The 21,050-nt window shown below is 63.3% G+C and carries 16 protein-coding genes and 1 pseudogene; 6 read left to right on the forward strand and 11 right to left on the reverse strand.

Features of this window, described 5'->3' with window-relative positions; translation table 11 throughout:
- The first annotated feature begins 27 nt into the window (after nt 1-27).
- The 6 genes and pseudogenes from bfr to DS839_RS33950 all read left to right on the forward strand — a co-directional run bounded on the left by bfr (nt 28) and on the right by DS839_RS33950 (nt 5,874).
- The gene (bfr, locus tag DS839_RS33925; RefSeq protein ID WP_119274985.1) at nt 28-513 is read left to right on the forward strand and encodes a bacterioferritin; all 486 of its coding nucleotides are present in this window, start codon (nt 28-30) and stop codon (nt 511-513) included.
- A 291-nt stretch (nt 514-804) separates the two neighbouring features.
- A complete protein-coding gene (locus tag DS839_RS33930) occupies nt 805-2,256 on the forward strand; it encodes a multicopper oxidase family protein (RefSeq protein ID WP_119274986.1) in 1,452 nt (483 codons plus the stop codon).
- On the forward strand, nt 2,253-3,458 hold the full coding sequence (locus tag DS839_RS33935) for a di-heme oxidoredictase family protein (protein WP_119274987.1): 1,206 nt from the start codon (nt 2,253-2,255) through the stop codon (nt 3,456-3,458). Before DS839_RS33930 ends, DS839_RS33935 begins: the two co-directional genes overlap by 4 nt.
- Complete coding sequence (locus tag DS839_RS33940; protein WP_119274988.1) at nt 3,459-4,478, forward strand: imelysin family protein; 1,020 nt, start codon at nt 3,459-3,461, stop codon at nt 4,476-4,478.
- Nucleotides 4,468-5,577 (forward strand): DUF1513 domain-containing protein, encoded by a 1,110-nt coding sequence (locus DS839_RS33945; RefSeq protein ID WP_119274989.1) that lies wholly within the window; start codon nt 4,468-4,470, stop codon nt 5,575-5,577. The genes DS839_RS33940 and DS839_RS33945 overlap by 11 nt, the downstream gene beginning before the upstream one ends.
- Before the next feature lie 55 nt (nt 5,578-5,632).
- Nucleotides 5,633-5,874, forward strand: a pseudogene (locus DS839_RS33950) (type II toxin-antitoxin system Phd/YefM family antitoxin).
- A 223-nt stretch (nt 5,875-6,097) separates the two neighbouring features.
- On the opposite strand, the gene DS839_RS33955 reads toward DS839_RS33950, so the two are convergent.
- From DS839_RS33955 to DS839_RS34010, 11 genes are all read right to left on the reverse strand, one after another.
- Nucleotides 6,098-7,138: a sulfate/molybdate ABC transporter ATP-binding protein gene (locus DS839_RS33955; protein WP_119274990.1), complete on the reverse strand. Its 1,041-nt coding sequence runs from the start codon at nt 7,136-7,138 to the stop codon at nt 6,098-6,100.
- Nucleotides 7,138-7,944, reverse strand: coding sequence for a sulfate ABC transporter permease subunit CysW (cysW, locus tag DS839_RS33960; RefSeq protein WP_119274991.1), 807 nt, complete (start codon nt 7,942-7,944; stop codon nt 7,138-7,140). The genes DS839_RS33955 and cysW overlap by 1 nt, the downstream gene beginning before the upstream one ends.
- A gap of 5 nt (nt 7,945-7,949) precedes the next feature.
- A complete protein-coding gene (gene cysT / locus DS839_RS33965) occupies nt 7,950-8,795 on the reverse strand; it encodes a sulfate ABC transporter permease subunit CysT (RefSeq protein WP_119274992.1) in 846 nt (281 codons plus the stop codon).
- Nucleotides 8,796-8,988: 193 nt separating this feature from the next.
- Nucleotides 8,989-9,990: a sulfate ABC transporter substrate-binding protein gene (locus DS839_RS33975; protein ID WP_119274994.1), complete on the reverse strand. Its 1,002-nt coding sequence runs from the start codon at nt 9,988-9,990 to the stop codon at nt 8,989-8,991.
- 194 nt (nt 9,991-10,184) lie between these two features.
- The gene (locus DS839_RS33980) at nt 10,185-10,376 is read right to left on the reverse strand and encodes a hypothetical protein (RefSeq protein WP_119274995.1); all 192 of its coding nucleotides are present in this window, start codon (nt 10,374-10,376) and stop codon (nt 10,185-10,187) included.
- Nucleotides 10,377-10,496: 120 nt separating this feature from the next.
- On the reverse strand, nt 10,497-10,955 hold the full coding sequence (locus DS839_RS33985) for an RrF2 family transcriptional regulator (RefSeq protein WP_119274996.1): 459 nt from the start codon (nt 10,953-10,955) through the stop codon (nt 10,497-10,499).
- Nucleotides 10,956-11,020: 65 nt separating this feature from the next.
- Nucleotides 11,021-12,517 carry a response regulator gene (locus tag DS839_RS33990; protein WP_368912077.1) on the reverse strand — a complete coding sequence of 499 codons (1,497 nt, stop codon included), beginning with the start codon at nt 12,515-12,517 and terminating at the stop codon, nt 11,021-11,023.
- A 26-nt stretch (nt 12,518-12,543) separates the two neighbouring features.
- Complete coding sequence (locus DS839_RS33995) at nt 12,544-17,877, reverse strand: HAMP domain-containing protein (protein WP_119275034.1); 5,334 nt, start codon at nt 17,875-17,877, stop codon at nt 12,544-12,546.
- A gap of 240 nt (nt 17,878-18,117) precedes the next feature.
- The gene (locus tag DS839_RS34000; protein ID WP_119274997.1) at nt 18,118-19,092 is read right to left on the reverse strand and encodes an ABC transporter ATP-binding protein; all 975 of its coding nucleotides are present in this window, start codon (nt 19,090-19,092) and stop codon (nt 18,118-18,120) included.
- Nucleotides 19,089-20,066, reverse strand: coding sequence for an ABC transporter ATP-binding protein (locus DS839_RS34005; protein ID WP_119274998.1), 978 nt, complete (start codon nt 20,064-20,066; stop codon nt 19,089-19,091). The genes DS839_RS34000 and DS839_RS34005 overlap by 4 nt, the downstream gene beginning before the upstream one ends.
- 45 nt (nt 20,067-20,111) lie before the next feature.
- Nucleotides 20,112-21,050, reverse strand: coding sequence for an acetamidase/formamidase family protein (locus tag DS839_RS34010; RefSeq protein ID WP_119274999.1), 939 nt, complete (start codon nt 21,048-21,050; stop codon nt 20,112-20,114).

The raw sequence follows: 21,050 nt of genomic DNA on the forward strand, positions 1-21,050 counted from the left end.
GACTTCCCAACTCTCGGGAGAAGGCGGATGAAGGGTCACAAGAAGGTCATCGAGTATCTGAACAAGGGCCTGAGGAGCGAGCTCACGGCGGTGAGCCAATATTGGGTTCATTTCCGTCTGCTGGAGGATTGGGGCTTCTCGAAACTCGCCAAGAAGGAGAGGGAAGAATCGATCGAGGAGATGCATCACGCCGACAAGTTCATCGAGCGCATCGTCTTCCTCGAAGGTCACCCCAATCTGCAGACACTTGATCCCTTGATGATCGGACAGGACATCAAGGAAGTCCTGGAAAGCGATTTGAAGGCCGAATACGGCGCCCGTGATCTCTATAAGGAGGCCTATAAGGCGTGCCACGAACTCGGCGACTTCGTGTCCATGGAGCTCTTCAGGGAGCTTCTAGAGGATGAGGAAGGCCATATCAATTTCATCGAAAGCGAGCTCAGCCTTCTCGACAAGATCGGGCTCGAGAATTACGGCCAACTGCAGGCCGATCACGCCGACAAGAAGGAATAGGCCACCGAAATCTCCCTCCGCCGCGCGAAGCGCTGGGAGGGTGGACGCCCGACCTTGTTCCGCCGAAGCGAAGCAATCTTGCTCTGCCGAAACGAAACTTCGGCTTCGCGAAGGCGAGAGGGCGGACGGGTGGGGTTTCTCCGGCGGCACGTGTTCGGCGATTGACCCCAATTGCTTGCAAATATTTTTGCTTGCGAGACCTGTCTTGTTGAGAGACCCCACCCGTCGCGCGTTCCGCGCGCCACCCTCCCCGCCTTCGGCGGTGGAGGGAGGTTTTGTGCGAGCCGCGCAATGCTGACGCGCAGGGCCGCCATCGCTGGCCTGGGGGTAGGCCTCGTTGCTCCCGCTCTGCTGTCGCTGCCGCGACGGCCGGCGGCAAGACCATTGCTCACACCGCCCGTCGCCGGGGCGCCTGCACTTCACGACGTCACGCTTGAAGCCAAAGCAAGAAGCGTCAAGCTTCTGGGCAAGGACGGCCCTGAAAGCACGCTCTGGACCTATGGCGATGAACTCTTTCCAGTCCTCCGCCTGAAGCGCGGCGACCGCTTGCGCGCGACGCTGAAGAACAGTCTCGGCGAGCACACCTCCATTCACTGGCATGGCGTGCGCGTGCCCAATGACATGGACGGCGTCCAATATGTGACGCAGAAGCCGGTCGAGCCAGGCGAGAGTTTCACTTACGACTTCAGCCTTCCCGATACCGGCACCTTCTTTTTCCATCCGCATTGCAATGAAACGGGTCAGGTCGGCCATGGGCTCCTGGGCGTCGTGATCGTCGCGGGCGACGAGAGCGAAGCCTTCGACGATGAGGCGGTGATCATCGCCAAGGACTGGCGGCTTGCCGAGGATGGGTCGTTCCTGCCTTTCTCGACCGACAGCGGGGCGGCGCGCGCCGGCACTTTCGGCACGCTGCGCACCGTCAACGGGGTGAAACGCTTCGCGCGGAAGGTTCCGGCGGCGGCCGATATAAGGCTGCGCCTCCTCAATCTCGATGCGACGCGCATGATGGATGTGGGCGTCGAGGGGGCCGAGGCGCGGATCATCGCCATCGACGGCAATCCGGTCGAAGCGATGCCGCTCGATTCCTGGCGCATGGGTGCTGCGTCCCGTCTCGATCTGGTGCTGCGCACACCCAAGGCCGGGGGCAAGGTCCGTTTGCGGGATTATTTCCCGACCGAGATCTTCGACCTTGCGGAACTGGAGGCGGAAGGCCCCGACCGGCGCGCGGAACCTTTCGATCCCGCCCCCCTCTACGCGTCTCGAGTTCCCGAGCCCGATCTCGCGGGGGCCGAGACTCAGCCTTTCGTCTTTGGCGCCGCTTCCGATGCGATCGCAAGCTTCATCGACACGCTCGATCCTGATGATCCGCTATCCAAGGTCATTTTGGATGATTTGTGCACCGCCAGTCGTACATTCTGGGCGATCAACAAACGGTCCTGGCCCAATGATGGACATCGGAACCTGCCGCCGCCTCTGGCGCGGCTCAAATCGGGCAAGAGCTATCGTTTCACGCTGCAGAATGCGACCCCGCATCCGCATCCGATCCATCTCCATGGCCATACCTTCAAGGTGCTCGGCTCGTCGAAGCGGAAGCTCCCCGTCCATTATGCCGACACAGTCCTGGTTCTCCCTAAGGAACGCATCGAGATCGCCTTCGTTGCCGCCGCCGGGAAGTGGATGTTCCATTGCCACATATTGGAACATCTGGAGACCGGCATGATGGGATATTTCGCAAACGCATGACGGCGCTTCGCCATGTCCTGACAATCCTATTCTGCCTGGTCGCACCGGTTGCCATGGCGGAAGAGCTCGATTCGGCCGTCGGCAAGGCGCTGTTCGACCGCAAATGGGTGCAGGCGCCGGCTTCCACCAATGCCGCCGACGGGCTCGGCCCCTTGTTCAACGCCGTGTCCTGCGCGTCATGCCACAAGAACGGCAATGGCGCCCGCTTTTCCGCGATCGACGGTGTGCTCGGCGCCGCGGGCTTCGTCGTCAGGCTGGGCGATGCCAAAGGCGCGCCCGATCCCGTTCTCGGCCGCCAGCTCCAGGAACATGCTATTCCGGGCCTCACACCGGAAGCCCGCATCTCGCCCTATCTCGAGCCTGCGGGTGATGGCCTTACCCGCATGCTGGCCAAGGTCACATTTAATGAAAGAGCGTCGTCTCCAGGAATTGAGCAGGAGATCCGTGTCGCGCCCTCGCTTCTCGGACGCGGCATGATCGCCCGCGTGGCCCAGAGCGAGATCGTCAAGCTGGCCGATCCCGACGATCGCGATGGCGATGGCATATCGGGCCGCGCCCGTATCATCCAAACCAAGGAAGGCTCGAAGATCGGCCGCTTCGGCCTCAAGGCGACGGCCGCGAGCCTCACCGACCAGACGGCCGATGCGGCCATGCTCGATATGGGCCTGTCCTCACCCTTGCGGCCTTACCCTTACGGCGATTGTCCCGAGGCCGAGACGGCCTGCCGCGCCAATGCAACCGGCCGCAGTCCGGATTTTGACGGGGAGGAAATTTCTAAGGCGATGGTCGAGATGGTCGCGGACTATGTGGCGACCTTCCAACCCAAAAAGGTTAAGGCGGACCCGGAGGGCGAGAGCCTGCTCAGGGAGACGGGCTGCGTCTCCTGCCATGTGCCGGCCCTCAAGGCGACAACGGGTGAGACATTACCGGTCTTCACCGATCTCCTGCTGCATGATATGGGCAATGGGCTGGCTGGCGCCTTTCCCGATGGTTTCGCTGCGGCGAATGAATGGCGCACCGCCCCGCTGATCGATCTCGACGCGCAGAAGGGCAAGAGACGGTTCCTTCACGACGGACGCGCGGCGACGCTGGATGAAGCCATAAGGTGGCATGGTGGTGAAGCTGTGAAGGCGAAAGAACGCTATCTGGGATTGTCGGCCGAGGCCAAGGCCCGGCTCATCGACTATCTGGGGACGCTCTAGATGCCGATCGTGCGGCGGCTCGTCCTCTGCCTCGTCATGCTGGTCATGGCGGGGCCGGCGCGTGCTGCCGACGAAACGCTGAGCCGGCTCGTCGACCGCTTCATCATCCCGCATTATCAGGCTCTGTCGCTCACCGCCGATGCGCAGGAGAAGGCCTGGTCGGAGTTCTGCGCCAAGCCCGACGAAATGGGGTTCGAGACCCTGCAGCGCGCCTATCTCGCCACCGCCGACTCATGGTCGCAGATCGAGTTCCTGCGCTATGGACCGATCGGCGATGAGTTCCGCGCCGAGCGCCTGTCCTATTGGCCGGAGCGCAAGAATGCGACGGCGAAAGCCTTGACCCTGTTGCTCGAGAAAAGCGGCATCGAGGACCTGGCGCCCGAGACCTTCGTCAAGAACAGCGTCGCGGTGCAAGGCCTGCCGGCGCTCGAGCGTCTCCTTTTCGACGAGAAGGCGCAAGTGGAGATGCTGAACGGCCTACGCAAGGAGCGGCGCTGCGCCATAGGCCAGGCCATCGCCTGGAACATCGTGATGATCGCTCATGATGTGCGGCTCGGTTGGACCAATGATGTCGTCGAGGCCATCGCCAATCCCGACACGGCCAAGGAAGCGACCTCGCGCATCGCCACCGATTTCCTGTCTACCTTCGCCTATATGAGAGATTCGAAACTGCGCCCGGTGCTCGGCAAGAACGCGGCCGAGGCACGCCCGGCACTTGCCGAAGGCTGGCGCAGCAAGCGCTCGAAGCGCGCCCTCGCTCTCAATATCGAGACCGCGCTCGCCGTCGCGAAGCTCATCATGGCGGGCAAGGAGGGCGCTACGCCTTCGACCATCACGACGGCCGCGAGCTTCGCCGAAGCGCTGCCCGAGGATTTCGGTCCGGCGGTGAGTGACGTCAAGCAGCGCCAGCAATTCTATCTGCTGCTCGATGCGCTGGCGGCGGCGCGCGACAAGGCGCATGACGAGATACCGGCGGTGCTCGGCGTAACAGTGGGGTTCAACAGCCAGGATGGTGATTGACCGTCGCCAGATAGTGCAGGGCCTCGCCGCGGCTCTTGCGGCGAGCGTCCTTCCCGCACGAGCGCGCGCCAATGCGCCGGCGCTCTATATTTCCTGCCGCATGGATGCCGCGGGCAAGGCCTCGGCGGCGATGTTCTCCCTTGACGGCAAGGAATTGTTCTCGACCGTGCTGCCGGCGCGCGGCCATGATGCGACGATGCGGCCCTTATCGCCAGAGGTCGTGGTCTTCGCCAGACGGCCCGGCAACTGGTTCATCGTCGTCGATGCCAGGAAGGGCCTCGTCGTCGGCACAGTACTCTCCGCCAAGGATAGGCATTTCTATGGCCATGGGGTGTTCACGCTCGACGGCAAGCTGCTCTATGCCACCGAGAACGACACGGTGACCGGCAATGGCGTGCTCGGCATCTATGATGCGGGCGCCGATTACCGCCGCATCGGCGAGATCGCCTCGCGCGGCATCGGTCCGCATGACATTGCCTTCCTGCCCGACGGCAAGACGCTGGTCGTCGCCAATGGCGGCCTGCGCACGTCGCCCGAGACCGGGCGCGAGGTTCTCAACAAGGACGACATGAAGCCCAATGTCGCGCTGATCGATGCGGCGCATGATGCGACCCTTGCCGCCCTCGAGCTGGCGCCGCAGTTTCGCGCGCTCTCCATTCGCCACATGGCCATTGCCCAGGACCGCAGCATCGCCTTCGGCTGCCAGTATCAGGGCGATCCCAATGACCTGCCGCCGCTCGTGGGCTCCGTGAGCGCTTCGGGCAAGGTCGCGCTGTTCGACATGCCGGAAGTCGAGCTCTTGGGGATGGCCAATTATATCGGCTCCATGTCGCTCGATGCATCGGAAGAGATCGTCGCCGCGACGAGCCCGCAAGGCGGCAGCGTCGCTCTGTGGAATCGCCGCTCGGGCGAGTTCCTGACGCGCGAGCGGATGAACGATGTCTGCGGCGTCGCGGCACTGCCCGGGACCCGGGATTTCCTCCTGACCTCCGGCAATGACGGCGTGCGCAGCCTCATCGAGGGCAATGAAACGCTCAAGCGCATTTCGACGGACCGGCTGCAGAACTGGATCTGGGATAATCACCTGCTGGCGGTCTAGGTTTGGGACCGCGCTCTTTCCGCGATAAGACCATCTGGATAGTCGGGAGCCTGATGTGGAAACGATCAAACTGACTGACGCAAAGGCTCGTCTGAACCAGCTTGTCGATCGGGTCGAGGCTGGTGAAACGATTGGCATTACCCGGCGGGGCAAGTCCGTCGCGCTGCTTACCGCTGCGGTTAGGTCCCGCAAGCCAATCGACATGGCGATGCTCAAGGCCTTGACGACCTCGATGCCCCGCAGGCGCATGATGCCGCCGACCTGGTACGGTCGATACGGGACGGCGATCGCTATTGACGCTCTATGGAGGCGCGAAGACCGGAACCTACGCTTTTTCCCCTCTCCCGTTGCGAAGCAATGGGAGAGGTGCCCGAAGGGTGGGTGAGGGCCCTTTGCAGCAAGGAATACTCTTCGAGATCGGAGTACATTGCGCGATAAGAGCCCTCATCCGGCGCTGCGCGCCACCTTCTCCCATTGCTTCGCAACGGGAGAAGGGAAATGAAGAGGGTGGAGAGAACCGCTAATAAATATGCCCCTTCAGCGCCGCGAGCTTCACCGGGGCGCCGACCTCGAGGCCGGCGCGCTGCAGGCGGTGGGCGGGCATCTCGACCTCGATCGGCTTCTCGCCCGCCGTGACCTCGACATCGACGCGCGCCACCGGACCGACGATCGACAGGAAGCGCACCGTGCCGGCGCCGGCCGCATCCTTCACCAAGTCGATGTCATGCGGGCGCACGAAGACATGCTCGGCGCCGATGAACTTGGGCTTGACGGTGATGGCATCGAGATCGATGGCCGGATGCGACATCTTCCCGTCGGTCCAGGCGAGCGGGATGCGGTTGGCATTGCCGAGGAACTCGCAGACGAAGGGATTGGCCGGGTTCTCATAGATCTCGGAGGGCTTGCCGATCTGCTCGATGCGGCCATGGCTCATCACCACGATGCGGTCGGCGATCTCCATCGCCTCTTCCTGGTCGTGGGTGACGAAGATCGAGGTCATGCCGGTCTGCTCGTTGAGGCGCCGCAGCCAGCGCCGCAATTCCTTGCGCACCTTGGCGTCGAGCGCGCCGAAGGGCTCGTCGAGAAGGAGCACGATGGGCTCGATGGCGAGTGCCCGCGCCAGCGCCACGCGCTGGCGCTGGCCGCCCGAGAGCTCTGAAGGGTAGCGCTTGACCAGGCGCTCGATCTGCACGAGCTCGAGAAGCTCATGCACGCGCTTGGCGATATCGGCTTCGGACGGACGCTCGCGGCGCTTGCGCACGGTGAGGCCGAAGGCGACATTGTCGAACACCGTCATATGGCGGAAGAGCGCGTAGTGCTGAAACACAAAGCCGATGCCGCGCTCGCGCGCATCGACCCTGAGCACGCTCTTGCCCTCGATCCGGATGTCGCCGGCATCCGGCCATTCGAGCCCGGCGATGATGCGCAGCAGCGTCGTCTTGCCCGAGCCCGAAGGCCCGAGCAGCGCCAGGAGCTCGCCGCGATTGACCGACAGGCTGACGCTCTTCAGGGCGACGAAGCCGTCGAAGTCCTTGGTGATGTCGATGGCGTCGATGCTCATTAGTGGGCCTTTTTCCATTCCAGCAGGCTCTGCGCGGTGAGCGTCACGAAGGCGAGAAGCGCCAGAAGGGAAGCGACGGCAAAGGCGGCGGTGAAGTTGTATTCATTATAGAGGATTTCGACATGGAGCGGCATGGTGTTGGTCTTGCCGCGGATGTGCCCCGAGACGACCGAGACGGCGCCGAACTCGCCCATGGCGCGGGCATTGCAGAGCAGCACGCCGTAGAGCAGGCCCCATTTGATGTTGGGCAAGGTCACGCGCCAGAAGGTCTGGAGGCCTGAGGCGCCGAGCGACACCGCGGCTTCCTCGTCCTCGGTGCCTTGCTCCTGCATCAGGGGGATGAGCTCGCGCGCGACGAACGGGAAGGTCACGAACATGGTGGCGAGCACGATGCCGGGCAGCGCGAAGATGATCTTGAGGCCGGTGCCCTGGAGTGCCGGGCCGAACCAGCCTTGCAGGCCGAACAGGAGCACGAAGACGAGGCCGGCGATGACGGGCGATACCGAGAACGGGAGGTCGATGAGGGTCAGGAGGAAGCTCTTGCCCTTGAATTCATATTTGGCGATGGCCCAGGCGGCGATCACGCCGAAGACGAGATTGACGCTGACCGAGATCAGGGCGGTGATCAGGGTGAGCTTGATCGCTGACAACGTCACCGGATCGCTCAGGGACAGGAAATACTCATCCCAGCCCTTGGCGAGGGCCTGTGCGAAGACGGTGATGAGCGGCAGGCCGATGAGCATCGCCATGACCAGAAAAGCCAGGGCGATCAGCACGATCCTGACGGAAAGGGGGTCTCTGTTCATCTGCTTCAGCCGGTACCCTGACGTTTGCGGCCCCAGGCCTGTAGCACATTGATGAGGAAAAGCAGAGCGAGCGACGCGATGAGCATGGCGACCGCGATGGCGGTCGCCTGCTCATATTCGAATTCCTCGAGCTTGATGACGATGAGGAGCGGCGCGATCTCCGACACCATGGGCAAATTGCCGGCGATGAAGATGACCGAGCCATATTCGCCGACGGCGCGGGCGAAAGCGAGGGCGAAGCCGGTCAGAAGTGCCGGCAGGATGGCGGGCAGGATGATGCGCCGGAAGGTTGCGAGCTTGGTGGCGCCGAGGCAGGCGGCGGCCTCCTCGGTGGTCTGGTCGATATCGGCAAGCACCGGCTCGACGGTCCTGACCACGAAGGGAAGGCCGATGAAGATCAGCGCGACCAGGATGCCGAGCGGCGTGAAGGAGATCTTGAGGCCGATGAGGCCGAAGAGCCAGCCCATCGCCCCATTGGGGGCATAGAGCGTCGTCAGCGCGATGCCGGCAACGGCGGTCGGGAGCGCGAAAGGAATGTCCACCATGGCGCTCAAGCTGCGGCGCAGCGGGAAATCATAGCGCACCAGCACCCAGGCGATGAGAAGGCCCAGAACCAGATTGACCGCGGCGGCGATGAGCGACAAGCCGAAGCTGAGCTTGAGCGCCGCCAGCACCCGGGCGTTGAGGATGGTGTCGACAAAGCCGGAAAAGCCGAGCGTCGCCGCCTTGAGCACGAGACCGGCCAAGGGGATCAGCACGATCAGGCTGAGCCACATCAAGGTGAGGCCGAGCGTCAACCCGAAGCCCGGGATCACGCTCGGCTTGCGCCAACTGCTGGTAAAGGATGTCACTGCGGGATGAGACCTAGGGAGAAAAGACTTGTCACCCTCGCCCCGCAAGCGGAGCGCAGCGGAGCGAGGAAAGCGGGAAGCGTGAGGGACATGGACGAAGCCTCCTGCTCCTCCCGATGCGTCACGCCTCCCCCGCAGGACCAATCCTCACGAGGGAGGGCAATGTCAAGTCCGATCATGACCGGTATTCGCCTCAGTTGCTGGGCTTGTAGATCTGATCGAAGATACCACCGTCGGCGAAATGAGTCTCTTGCGCCTTCTTCCAGCCGCCGAACTCGTCATCGATATTGAAGAGCGCGATCTTCGGGAAGGCGTCCTTGTACTGCTCCTGGACCGCCGCATCGCGCGGACGGTAGGAATTCTTGGCGATGATCTCCTGCGCTTGCGGCGTGTAGAGGAAGTTGAGATAGGCTTCCGCCTGCTTGCGCGTGCCCTTGGCGTCGACGACCTTGTCGACGACCGTTACCGGCGGCTCGGCCAGGATGCTCTCGCTCGGCACGACGATCTCGAACTTGTCGTTGCCGAATTCCTTGAGCGCGAGGAAGGCCTCGTTCTCCCAGGCAAGCAGCACATCGCCGATGCCGCGCTCGACGAAGGTCACGGTCGAGCCGCGCGCACCCGTGTCGAGCACCGGCACGTTGCGGAAAAGATCGGCGACGAAATTGCGCGCCGCAGTCTCATCCTTGTTGCTCTTGTGGAGGGCATAGCCCCAGGCGGCGAGATAATTCCACCGGGCGCCGCCCGAGGTCTTGGGATTGGGCGTGATCACTTGCACACCCTGCTTGGTGAGATCGGACCAGTCCTTGATGCCCTTGGGGTTGCCCTTGCGGACGAGGAAGACGATGGTCGAGGTATAGGGCGAGCTGTTCTGGGCGAGCCGCTTCTGCCAGTCCTGGGCGATGAGCCCCTTCTTGGCGATGGCGTCGATGTCGTAAGCGAGCGCCAGTGTCACCACATCCGCCTCGAGCCCGTCGATGACGGCGCGCGCCTGCTTGCCGGATCCGCCATGCGACTGCTGGATGGTGATGGCTTCGCCGGTCTTGGTCTGCCATTCCTTGGCAAAGACCTCGTTCAGCTGCTGATACAGCTCGCGCGTCGGGTCATAGGAGACATTGAGAAGCTCGCTATCGGCAAGTGCTGTCGAGGTGAACAGCGCCGATACGGCGGCAAAAGCGAGAAAGGTGCGTCGAAACATGATCTTACTCCTTGAAGAGTTCAGTCAAAGCTTCGCCGGTCCCGGCGCCTGGAGATCGCCTTGAGCGGCAACGTATGGGTGGATGGGAAGGTTCCGAGGAGCTTGCCTGCTCCTCCTCTTTATTGGCGCGTGCGCTTTTTCATATGGCGCATGATCTTTTCGGAAAACCGGTGGCCACTTTTCCGGATCATGCGCTAGCGACAGCTCCCCGTCGGGAACAGCGTGTCGCGCGGGGCTTCCGGATCGTCCATGAGACGGTCGTAGAGAAGCTCGAAACTGCTCGCCTTGCCGAAATCTTCAGGCTTCACCGGAAGGGGATCCGGCGCTGCTTCGCCGCCGGAGACCGGATGCCGCCAGAACGGCAGGATAGATTTGAGAGAGGCCATCGGATTTCTCCTCAGGGACACAATACGATAATTTCTACTGATTTTATCGAGTTAGTCAAGCAACAATCCGCTAACCAGTTTTATCTGGCTAATTCAGTCGCTTAGAATGACGTTAATGACTCAAGCCATTTGCCTGGTGACAGGCAAAGTGTCGAGATCGATGGCACGGCCGGCAGCGGCGTCGGCAATCGTGGTGCGCTCCAGCACTTCCCGCGTCGGCTCGATGACGCGGGCAAAGACCTTGCGGATCTCGCAAGTATGCTCGTCCTTGCAATCCTCGCAGCGCGCGTAGGCGATGATGCTGAGGCAGGGCAAGGGAGCGATCGGCCCGTCGATGGTGCGCAGCACCTGGGCGAAGGTGATCTGGGATGCGGGCTTGAGCAGCGCATAGCCGCCGCGATTGCCGCGCCTACTCTGCACCATGCCCTGGTTCTTCAGCCTGAGGAGGATCTGCTCCAGGAACTTCTTCGGGATCTTCTCGGCGGTCGCGATGTCGGAGGTCTGGGCAGCACTTCCTGGCTTGATGCGGGCGAGCGCGATAAGGGCGCGCAGCGCATATTTGGCTTGGCGTGAGATCATGCTCCAGTCCTAGAGCATATCCGGCCCAAGTTGAAGACTTTGGCGATGAGGGATTGCTTGGTGCCCTAAAGGGCTGGGCGCGTGCCGGTCTTGCTCTCACGCTGCTCGCGGGCAAAGGATTCCGGTCCTCTAGCCGCCAGCGCCTCAGCCAGGAATATAGAGAGCATGGGAGCCTCGACCGGCTTCGACAAGAGCGGAATATGAGCGAAGCGCGGTACGACGCGCTCGGGGCCATAGCCGGTGGTGAAGATGAACGGGATTTGGCGATGCGAGAGAATGTCCGCAACCGGGAAGACAAGCTCACCGGCGAGATTGATGTCGAGTATCGCGCCGGTGAACTGCTCGCCGTCGATCGCCTGGCAGGCCTGCGCCACCGTGGCATAGGGACCGGCGACGGCATAGCCAAGGCTTACGATGAGCTCCTCGATCATCAAGGCGACGAGGGGCTCGTCCTCGACCAGCAGGATGGTCGCTCCGGCGGCCCGCCCTTCGGCGCCGCCTTGCGCTTTTCCAACTGCCTGATCGGCTGCCTCCGGGACTTCAAGGACGCAGTGCAGCCCGTCGCTATTCCATTGGAAATGGGCGCGTCCGCCGAGTTGCGCCTTGATGCTCAGATCGATCACCTTCGTGCCAAAACCTTGACTTGTCGGGGGGCGGAGGTCGGGCACGCCGCTTTCGCGCCATGAGATGGTCAGCGGATCGGCTCGCCACGACAGAGCCAGCTTGCCGGTCTTCGCGGCGAAGGCGCCATATTTGGCGGCATTGGTCGCAAGCTCGTGCAGTGCCAGCGCAATGGCCTGCGCGCTGCCGGGCCTCAGCACGATGTCCGGCCCGTTGACGATATAAAGGGGCTCGCCCGATCCGCGATAGGGAGCAAGCTCGTCCTCGACAATGGTCTTCAGGCTGGCGCCTTGCCATCGCGAGTCCGACAGCAAGGCATGGGCGCGGGCCAGCGCGTTGATGCGCCCCTCGATCGCCGTGACATATTGGTCAATCGTTTCGGCTTGCGTAAGCCTGACGATGGCCTGCGCCACCGCCAGAGCGTTCTTGGCGCGGTGATCGACCTCGCGCGCCAGCACGGTCTGGTGGTCGTTCGCCAGCCGCAGTTCCTCGGTCCGCTCCGCGACGCGCCTCTCCAGATCGCTGTTCAAGGCCTCGAGCTCTCTCGTCTTGCGATGTAGCTCCACGAAGACCTTGACCTTGGCCCGCAGGATTTCCGCGACCACGGGTGCCGAGACATAATCGACCGCACCCATCTGGTAGCCGCGGACATAATCCGCCTCGTTCAAATGGACCGCCGACACGAAGATGATCGCCGTATCCTTGTAACGGGGATGCTCGCGGATCATCTGGGCGAGATCGAAACCGTTGAGCTCCGGCATGCTGACATCCATCAGAATGACGGCGACGTCGATGCGCAGCAGGCACTCCAGCGCCTCGCGGGCAGATGAGGCCTTGATGAGAGTCTCGCCGAGTTCCTCCAGGACGACCTCATAGGTCAGGAGCTTGCCCGGCTGGTCGTCGACCAGAAGGATGTTCACTTTATCGGTGGCGTCCATCATCGGTGCCGTCCATCGTCTGGCCACGGTCAGCGATGCAGCCATACACGCAGCGCTGCAATGAGTTGATCGGTATCCACGGGTTTCGCCAGATAATCCGACGCGCCCGCCTCGAGACATTTTTCGCGATCGCCCTTCATGGCCTTCGCGGTCAGGGCGATGATCGGCAACCGTCTCAGATCTGGCTGATCCCGGATGGTCTCGATGACCTCGTAGCCGTCCATCTCCGGCATCATGATGTCAATGAGGATGATGGCGAGATCGGGAGTGTCCTCGACGATCCTGAGGGCGTCGCGGCCATTGCCGGCGGTGAGCACCTTCATGCCGCTGCGCTCGAGCACGCTGCTGAGCGCGAAGATGTTGCGCGCGTCGTCGTCGACGACGAGAACCGTGCGCCCGACGAGATCCTCGTTCGAATCATGCAGGCGGTAGATCATGTCGCGCTGGCGCGGCGGCAGGTCGCCGACCACGCGATGCATGAACAATGAGGTTTCGTCGAACAGGCGCTCGGGCGATTCGACGCCCTTCACCACGATGCTGCGGGCCATGGACTTGAGCTTGTCTTCTTCCTCCGGCGAAAGCGGGCGGCCGGTAAAGACGACGACGGGCAGATCGGACAGGTTTTCCTCAGCAGCCACATGTTCGAGGACGTCGAAGCCCGACATGTCGGGAAGCTTGAGGTCGAGGACCATGCAATCCCAGGGCTCCTGCGCAAGCTTGTCCAGGGCGGCGGAACCCGTGGCAGCGGTTGCGACTTCGATGTCGTCGTGCTGGAGCAGGGTTGCTATGCTCAGTTGCTCCGCCGGATTGTCCTCGACGATGAGAAGACGCTTCTGCCGCGCCGCCGCACAGTGCTGCAACCTTGCCAGCGCCATCTCGAGATCGGTGCTCGAAGCGGGCTTGGCGAGGAAGGAGAATGCGCCCTTGGCCAAGCCATGCTGGCGATCCTCATCGAGACTCACGATCTGGACGGGGATATGCCGGGTGAGCGGATTCTTCTTCAGGTGGCTCAGGACTCCCCAGCCCAGCATGTCGGGCAGGAATATGTCGAGGGTTATCGCGGTCGGCTGATATTGCGAGGCGAGCTCGATCGCTTCCGCACCCGTTGCGGCGAGGATCGCCTTGAAGCCGCGCTTGCGCGCGACATCCATGACGATGCCGGCATAGCCCGGATCATCCTCGACCACGAGCAGGATATTGTCGCCCGGCTTGAGCAGCAGGCGGTCATCGAGCAGCGGCGCGACGGTCCTGGCGGAGAACGCGCCCGGCTTGGCATGTGCCATATCCATATCGGCCTTCGCCAGGGTCATCGGCGTGCCCGAGAATCGCTGGGTGAGATAAAGAGTGAAAGTGCTGCCGGTGCCGATGATGCTGTGAACCTGGATCTCGCCGCCGAGCAAGGTGGCGAGCTCGCGGCTGATGGCGAGGCCCAGGCCCGTGCCGCCATATCTCCGGCTGGTGCTCGCATCGGCCTGCTGGAAGGCTTCGAAGATCAGCTTCTGCTTGTCGGAAGGGATGCCGATGCCGGTATCCGACACTTCGAAGCCGATGACGCTCGATGCCTCGCCCAAGACCCGGTTTTCAGGGTTCCAGCCGCCCTTGGCGGCGAAGGCGCGCAAGGTCACGCCGCCGCGCTCGGTGAACTTGAAGGCGTTGGAGAGCAGATTCTTCAGGATCTGCTGCAGGCGCTTGGAATCGGTGAAGAGCGTGCCTTCGATGCCCGGATCGACCGTGATCTTGAAGGACAGTTGCCGCGAATCGGCCTCATGCCGGAATGGGCGGCCCACCACCTCGACGATCTTGTCGACGAACAGCTCTTCCGCCTCGACAGTGACCGTTCCCGACTCGATCTTCGACAGGTCGAGGATGTCGTTGATGAGATTCTGCAGGTCGCTGCCGGCGCCGCGAATGGTGCGGGCGAATTCGACCTGCTTCGGCGTCAGATTGCCGTCGGGATTCTCGCTCATCTGCTGGGCCAGGATGAGAATGCTGTTGAGCGGCGTGCGCAGCTCATGCGACATGTTGGCGAGGAACTCAGACTTGTATTTCGAGGTCAAGGCGAGCTCGGTCGCCTTGTCTTCCAGGGCGCGCCGCGCCTGCTCGATTTCCTGGTTCTTCTTTTCCACATCGACATTGCGCTCGGCCAGTTGCTGGGCCTTCATGCCGAGCTGCTCATTGGTCTGCTGCAGCTCCTTCTGCTGCGTCTGGAGCTCGCTGGCGAGCTGCTGCGACTGCTTGAGCAAGCCTTCGGTCTGCATCGTCGCCTCGATGCTGTTGAGCACGATGCCGATGCTGTCGGTCAGCGTTTCGAGGAAGGCCCGTTGCAGGGCGGTGAATTTGCTGAGCGAGGCAAGCTCGATCACCGCCTTGACCCGGTTCTCGAAAAGAATGGGAAGCACCATCACATTGCGCGGCGTCGCCTTGAATACGGCGGAGCCGATGGGCATGGAGTCGGACGGAAGCTTCTTGACGAGAATGGGCCGCTTGTCCGCCGCGCACTGGCCGATCAAGCCCTTGCCGACCGGTACATAGTCGGGATGGCCTTCGCCGATATTGTCGGCATAGACGGCGAGCAGCCTGAGCTGCGGCGTTTCGGTCTCCTGCATCTGGTAGAGAGCGCCCATCTGCGCATGGACGAGCGGCGCCAGTTCGGAAAGCAGAAGCCGGCCCACGGTGGCGAGATCGCGCTGGCCCTGCAGCATGTTGGTGAAACTGGCGAGATTGGTCTTCAGCCAGTCCTGTTCGGTGTTGCGATCGGTAGTGAGCCTGAGGTTGCCGATCATGGTGTTTATGTTGTCCTTGAGCTCGGCCACTTCGCCGCGCGCCTCGACCTGGATGGAGCGCGTGAGATCGCCCTTGGTCACGGCGGTCGCGACCTCGGCAATGGCGCGGACCTGGGTGGTGAGATTGGCGGCGAGCAGGTTCACGTTGCCGGTGAGATCCTTCCAGGTGCCGGCCGCGCCCGGCACATTGGCTTGGCCGCCGAGGCGCCCGTCGACACCGACCTCGCGGGCGACGCTCGTCACCTGATCGGCGAAGATGGCAAGGGTCGCCGTCATGTTGTTGATGGTCTCGGCGAGCGCCGCGACCTCGCCTTTCGACTTCACCGTGAGATTCTGGCCGAGATCGCCGTCGGCGACCGCAGTCACGACTTTGACGATGCCGCGCACCTGCTCGGTGAGGTTGGCCGCCATGAGATTGACGGTGTCGGTCAAATCTTTCCAGGTGCCGCCGACGCCCGGAACGGTCGCCTGACCGCCGAGCTTTCCTTCAGTGCCGACCTCGCGCGCCACGCGCGTCACCTCCGAGGCGAAGGCGTTGAGCTGGTCGACCATGGTGTTGATCGTGTTCTTGAGCTCGAGGATCTCGCCCTGCACCGGCACGGTGATCTTGCGCGACAGGTCGCCGCGGGCGACGGCGGTCGTAACCTCGGCGATATTGCGCACCTGGGTGGTGAGATTGGCGGCGAGCAGGTTGACGTTGTCGGTCAGGTCCTTCCAGGTGCCGGCGACGCCCGGCACCTGCGCCTGGCCGCCGAGCTTCCCATCAGTGCCGACCTCGCGCGCCACGCGCGTGACTTCGGCAGCGAAAGAGCGGAGCTGCTCCACCATCGTGTTGAGCGTCTCCTTGAGCAGGAGAATCTCGCCGCGCACGTCGACCGTGATCTTCTTCGACAGGTCGCCGCCGGCGATGGCGGTCGCGACCTCGGCGATGTTACGCACCTGGGCGGTGAGGTTGCTCGCCATGGAGTTCACGCTGTCAGTCAAGTCCTTCCAGGTGCCGGCGACGCCCGGCACGGCCGCCTGACCGCCGAGCTTGCCATCGGTGCCGACCTCGCGCGCCACGCGCGTCACTTCCGAGGCGAAGCCATTGAGCTGATCCACCATCGTGTTGATGGTGTTCTTGAGCTCGAGGATCTCGCCTTTGACATCGACGGCGATCTTGCGCGACAGGTCGCCGCGCGCCACGGCGGTCGTCACCTCGGCGATGTTGCGCACCTGGGCGGTGAGGTTGCTCGCCATGGAATTGACGGAGTCGGTGAGATCCTTCCAGGTGCCGGCGACACCCGGCACCATCGCCTGGCCGCCGAGCTTGCCGTCGGTGCCGACCTCGCGCGCCACGCGTGTCACCTCGCCGGCAAAGGCATTCAACTGATCGACCATGGTATTGATCGTTTCCTTCAGCTGAAGGATCTCGCCGCTCACATTGACGGTGATCTTCTTCGACAGGTTGCCGCCGGCAATGGCGGTCGAGACCTCGGCGATGTTGCGCACCTGGGCGGTGAGGTTGCTCGCCATGAAGTTGACATTGTCGGTCAGGTCCTTCCAGGTGCCGGCGACACCCGGTACCTGCGCCTGGCCGCCGAGCTTGCCCTCGGTGCCGACCTCGCGCGCCACGCGCGTCACTTCCGAGGCGAAGGCGTTGAGCTGGTCGACCATCGTGTTGATGGTGTCCTTGAGCTCGAGGATCTCGCCCCTGACATCGACGGTGATCTTGCGGGAGAGATCGCCGCGCGCGACGGCGGTGGTGACTTGCGCGATATTGCGAACCTGATCGGTGAGATTGCCGCACATGGCATTGACCGAGTCGGTCAGGTCCTTCCAGGTGCCGGCGACGCCCGGCACCATCGCCTGGCCGCCGAGCTTACCGTCGGTGCCGACCTCGCGCGCCACGCGCGTCACTTCGGAAGCGAAGGAGCGCAGCTGGTCGACCATGGTATTGATCGCTTCCTTGAGCTGAAGGATTTCGCCCCTGACATCGACGGTGATCTTCTTCGACAGGTCGCCGCTGGCGACCGCAATGGTCACGTCGGAGATATTGCGGACCTGGGCCGTCAGATTGTCGGCCATCTGGTTGACGCTCTCCGTCAGCTCCTTCCACACGCCGGTGACTTCCGGCACTTGCGCCTGTCCGCCGAGCTTGCCTTCGGTGCCCACTTCACGCGCCACCCGCGTCACTTCCGATGTGAACACGGCGAGCTGCTTGATCATCGTGTTGACCATCGAGGCTGATCGCAGGAACTCGCCTTTCAGGGGCCGCCCGTCGACATCGAGCCTGACGGTGTGCAAGAGATTGCCCTGGGCCACGGCGGCGACGGCGCGGGTGACCTCGGCGGTCGGCCACAAGAGGTCGTCGATCAAACTGTTGACCGAGGCTTCCATCTCGCCCCAGGCGCCATGCGAAAGTCCAAAATTCACGCGCTGGCGCGTCCGGCCTTCCTTGCCCACGACCGTGCCGACCTTCTCCAATTGCTGGGCGATGCTCTGGTTGGTGGCGCAGATATCATTGAAGGTTTCGGCGATGCGCCCGCCGATCCCCGAACTATGCGCCGGCAGCCGGACGGAGAAATTTCCGCTGCGCATTTCGAGGAGGGCATTGAGGAGGCTGTTGAGATCAGGAGAAGCTGCTTCGGGAGGGGGCTCGATCGATGCCGAAATGCCGCGTGAGAGCCTTGGCCTGCGCTTGACCGGCCGCTCCGTCCCTGCGTCCTGCATATTGTTCTCCCTACCGATTCGCCGTCGTGCTGCAACGCAGCAAAAGCACGTCATACCGAGGCGCAGCTTGCCTAACGCAACGGTCGCGTAAAGGTTCCGAAAGGGCAGCTAGCTAAAAAGGTGACATTCGACGCGGGCGCCTCCGGCGCTGCCGATCGCGGGCGGCGGGGTCGTGCGGCAGATATCGAGCACCTTGGGGCAGCGCGGATGGAAGCGGCAGCCTTCCGGCACCGCTTCGGGCGAGGGCGGATCGCCCTTGAGCACGATGCGCCCGCCGGCTCGGGCGCCGGGCACCGCCGAGACCAGCGCCTCCGTATAGGGATGGCGCGGCTGTCTCAGGACCTGCGTCGCCGTTCCCTCTTCGACGATGCGGCCGAGATACATGACCAGCACCCGGTCGCTCACATGCTCGACCACCGAGAGATCGTGCGAGATGAAGATATAGGAGAGATTGAGCCTCGCCTTGAGGTCGATCAGCAGATTGAGGATCTGCGACTGGATGGAGACATCGAGCGCCGATACCGGCTCGTCGAGGATGAGAAGCTTGGGCTCGAGCGCGATGGCGCGCGCGATGCCGATGCGCTGGCGCTGGCCGCCTGAGAATTCATGCGGATAGCGCTGGAGGGCGGAGCGGTCGAGACCCACCATGAGCAGCAGGTCCTCCACCTTGCGCCGCTTTTCCGCAGCCGTGCCGAGGCCGTGGATATCGAGCGGCTCGGCGATGATCTGCCCGATCGTCATGCGCGGATCGAGCGAGGCGTAAGGGTCCTGGAACACGATCTGCATGTCGCGCCGGAGACGGCGCAGCCGCGAGGGCTTGAGCGCCATGACGTCTTCGCCGTCGAAACCGATGCGCCCGGATGTCGGCTCGATGAGGCGCAGGATCAGCCTCGCCAAAGTGGATTTGCCGCAACCCGATTCACCGACGATGCCCAGGGTCTCGCCGCGCTTGAGGGTGAGGCTGACGCCGTCGACGGCACGAGCGATCCCGTGGCCGTCGCGCGACTTGTAGTGCTTGACGAGATCATCGGCGATGAGCAGCGGGCCGGTCGCGACGCTGCGGGTGAATTGCGGACGGGTCATGGCACCGGGTTCCAGCAGGCGGCGAGATGGGCATCGCCGAGAAGCGGCGGCACATCCTCTCGGCAGCGCGGCAGCGCCCGGGGGCAACGGTCGGCGAAACTGCAGCCTCGACCCCTTTTGCCGGGCGGCGGCACCGTGCCCGCAATGGTGGGAAGGATCTGGCCGCGCCGGGCCTTGCGCGGCGAGGCGGCGAGAAGCCCCGCCGTATAGGGATGACGCGGCTTGGCGAAGAGCGAGGGCGCGGGAGCCTTCTCGGCGATGCGGCCGGCATACATCACCACGACCTCCTGGCACATTTCCTCGACCACGCCCAGATCATGGGTGATGAGCAGCACCGCGATATCGAGCTCGCGCTGCAGCTTCTTCATCAATTCGAGGATCTGCGCCTGGATCGTGACGTCGAGCGCCGTGGTCGGCTCATCGGCGATCAGGAGCTTGGGCTCGCAGATCAGCGCCATGGCGATCATCACGCGCTGCCTGAGGCCCCCCGACAATTCATGCGGATATTGCGTGAAGCGCTTCTCCGGCCGTCCGATGCCCACTTGGCTCAGCATGTCGAGCACCTTGGGACGCGCCTCGGCCGATCTGGCGCCGCGATGCAGCAGCAGGGCTTCGGCGATCTGGCCGCCGATCGTCATGGTCGGATTGAGGCTCGTCATCGGCTCCTGGAAGATCATGGCGATGTCATTGCCCCTGATCTTGCGCATATGCGCCTCGCTCGCGGTGGCGAGGTCTATCCCGTTGAAGCCGATGCGTCCGGCTTCGATGCGCGAAGGCGGTGAGGGCAACAAGCGCATGATGGTCTGCGCGGTGACGCTCTTGCCGCAGCCCGATTCGCCGACGAGGCCCAGAGTCTCGCCGCCCTTGACGGCGAAGGAGACGTCCTCGACGACGCGAATGGGCCCCTCTTCCGTCGCAAAGCCGATGGAGAGGCCTTCGACGGAGAGGAGAGCAGTCTTTCTATCAGTGTGCATTTTCTTGACGCGAACCGGCGTCCACTTCACTTGAAAATGCTCGCCTCATTCAAACACGACGCGCGGAAAATAGAACGAGACGACCCAGTTCGGCATGTCGACGATCTCGCTGATCCTGAGGTCGCCGGCGACCGAGCACAGCATATAGGCCTCGACCGCGCTCATCTTGTGGCGCTTGCTCAAGAGATCGACCATGCCCATGACCGCCTGACGCGCCGCTTCGAAAAGATCGGGACCGATGCCGGTCGTCGCCTCATAGCCTTTGCTGTCGAAATGCCGGGCTACGGGACCGCGCGTGGTGAAGCGCGGGAAAGCGAGGTTGGCGCCCTTGATCAGGTCGAACCTGGCCACGACCGAGCAGGGGCTTTCGATCGCGGTGCCGCACACTTCGCCGTCGCCCTGCGTCGCATGGGTGTCGCCGACGCTGAACAGCCCGCCTTTCACCTCGACCGGGAGATAGAGCTCGGTCCCGGCCGACAGATCGCGGATGTCCATGTTGCCACCGACGCGGCGCGGCGGCACGATCGAATGGAGGCCGGGCTCGGCCGGAGCGAGCCCGATCGTGCCGCAGAAGGGTTTGAGCGGCACCCGCCCGCCCGGCCCATACATCGCGGGCTGATGCGTCGAGGGATCGTATTTCCAGATATGGAGTGCGGGATCCTTGAACTGGTCGGCGAGGAGCCCGAAGCCCGGGATATTGGCCGTCCAGCCCCAGCCCGAAGGCACGAAGGAGAGGAGTGTCACCTTGATGGCGTCGCCGGGCTCGGCGCCGTCGATATAAACCGGCCCTGCCACCGGATTGACCTTGGCGAAATCGAGCTTCGCGATGTCGGCGAGCGTCGATTCGGGCGTGATCTGGCCGCCCGAGGAATCGAGCGGATGGAATTCGATCGTCGCGCCTGGGGCGATCGTCACCTCCGGTTTGTTGGTGTTGGACCAGCCAAAATGGCACTGATGCTGATGGATCGTGTGATTGTGTTTCAT

This window comes from Taklimakanibacter deserti, from assembly GCA_003574785.1.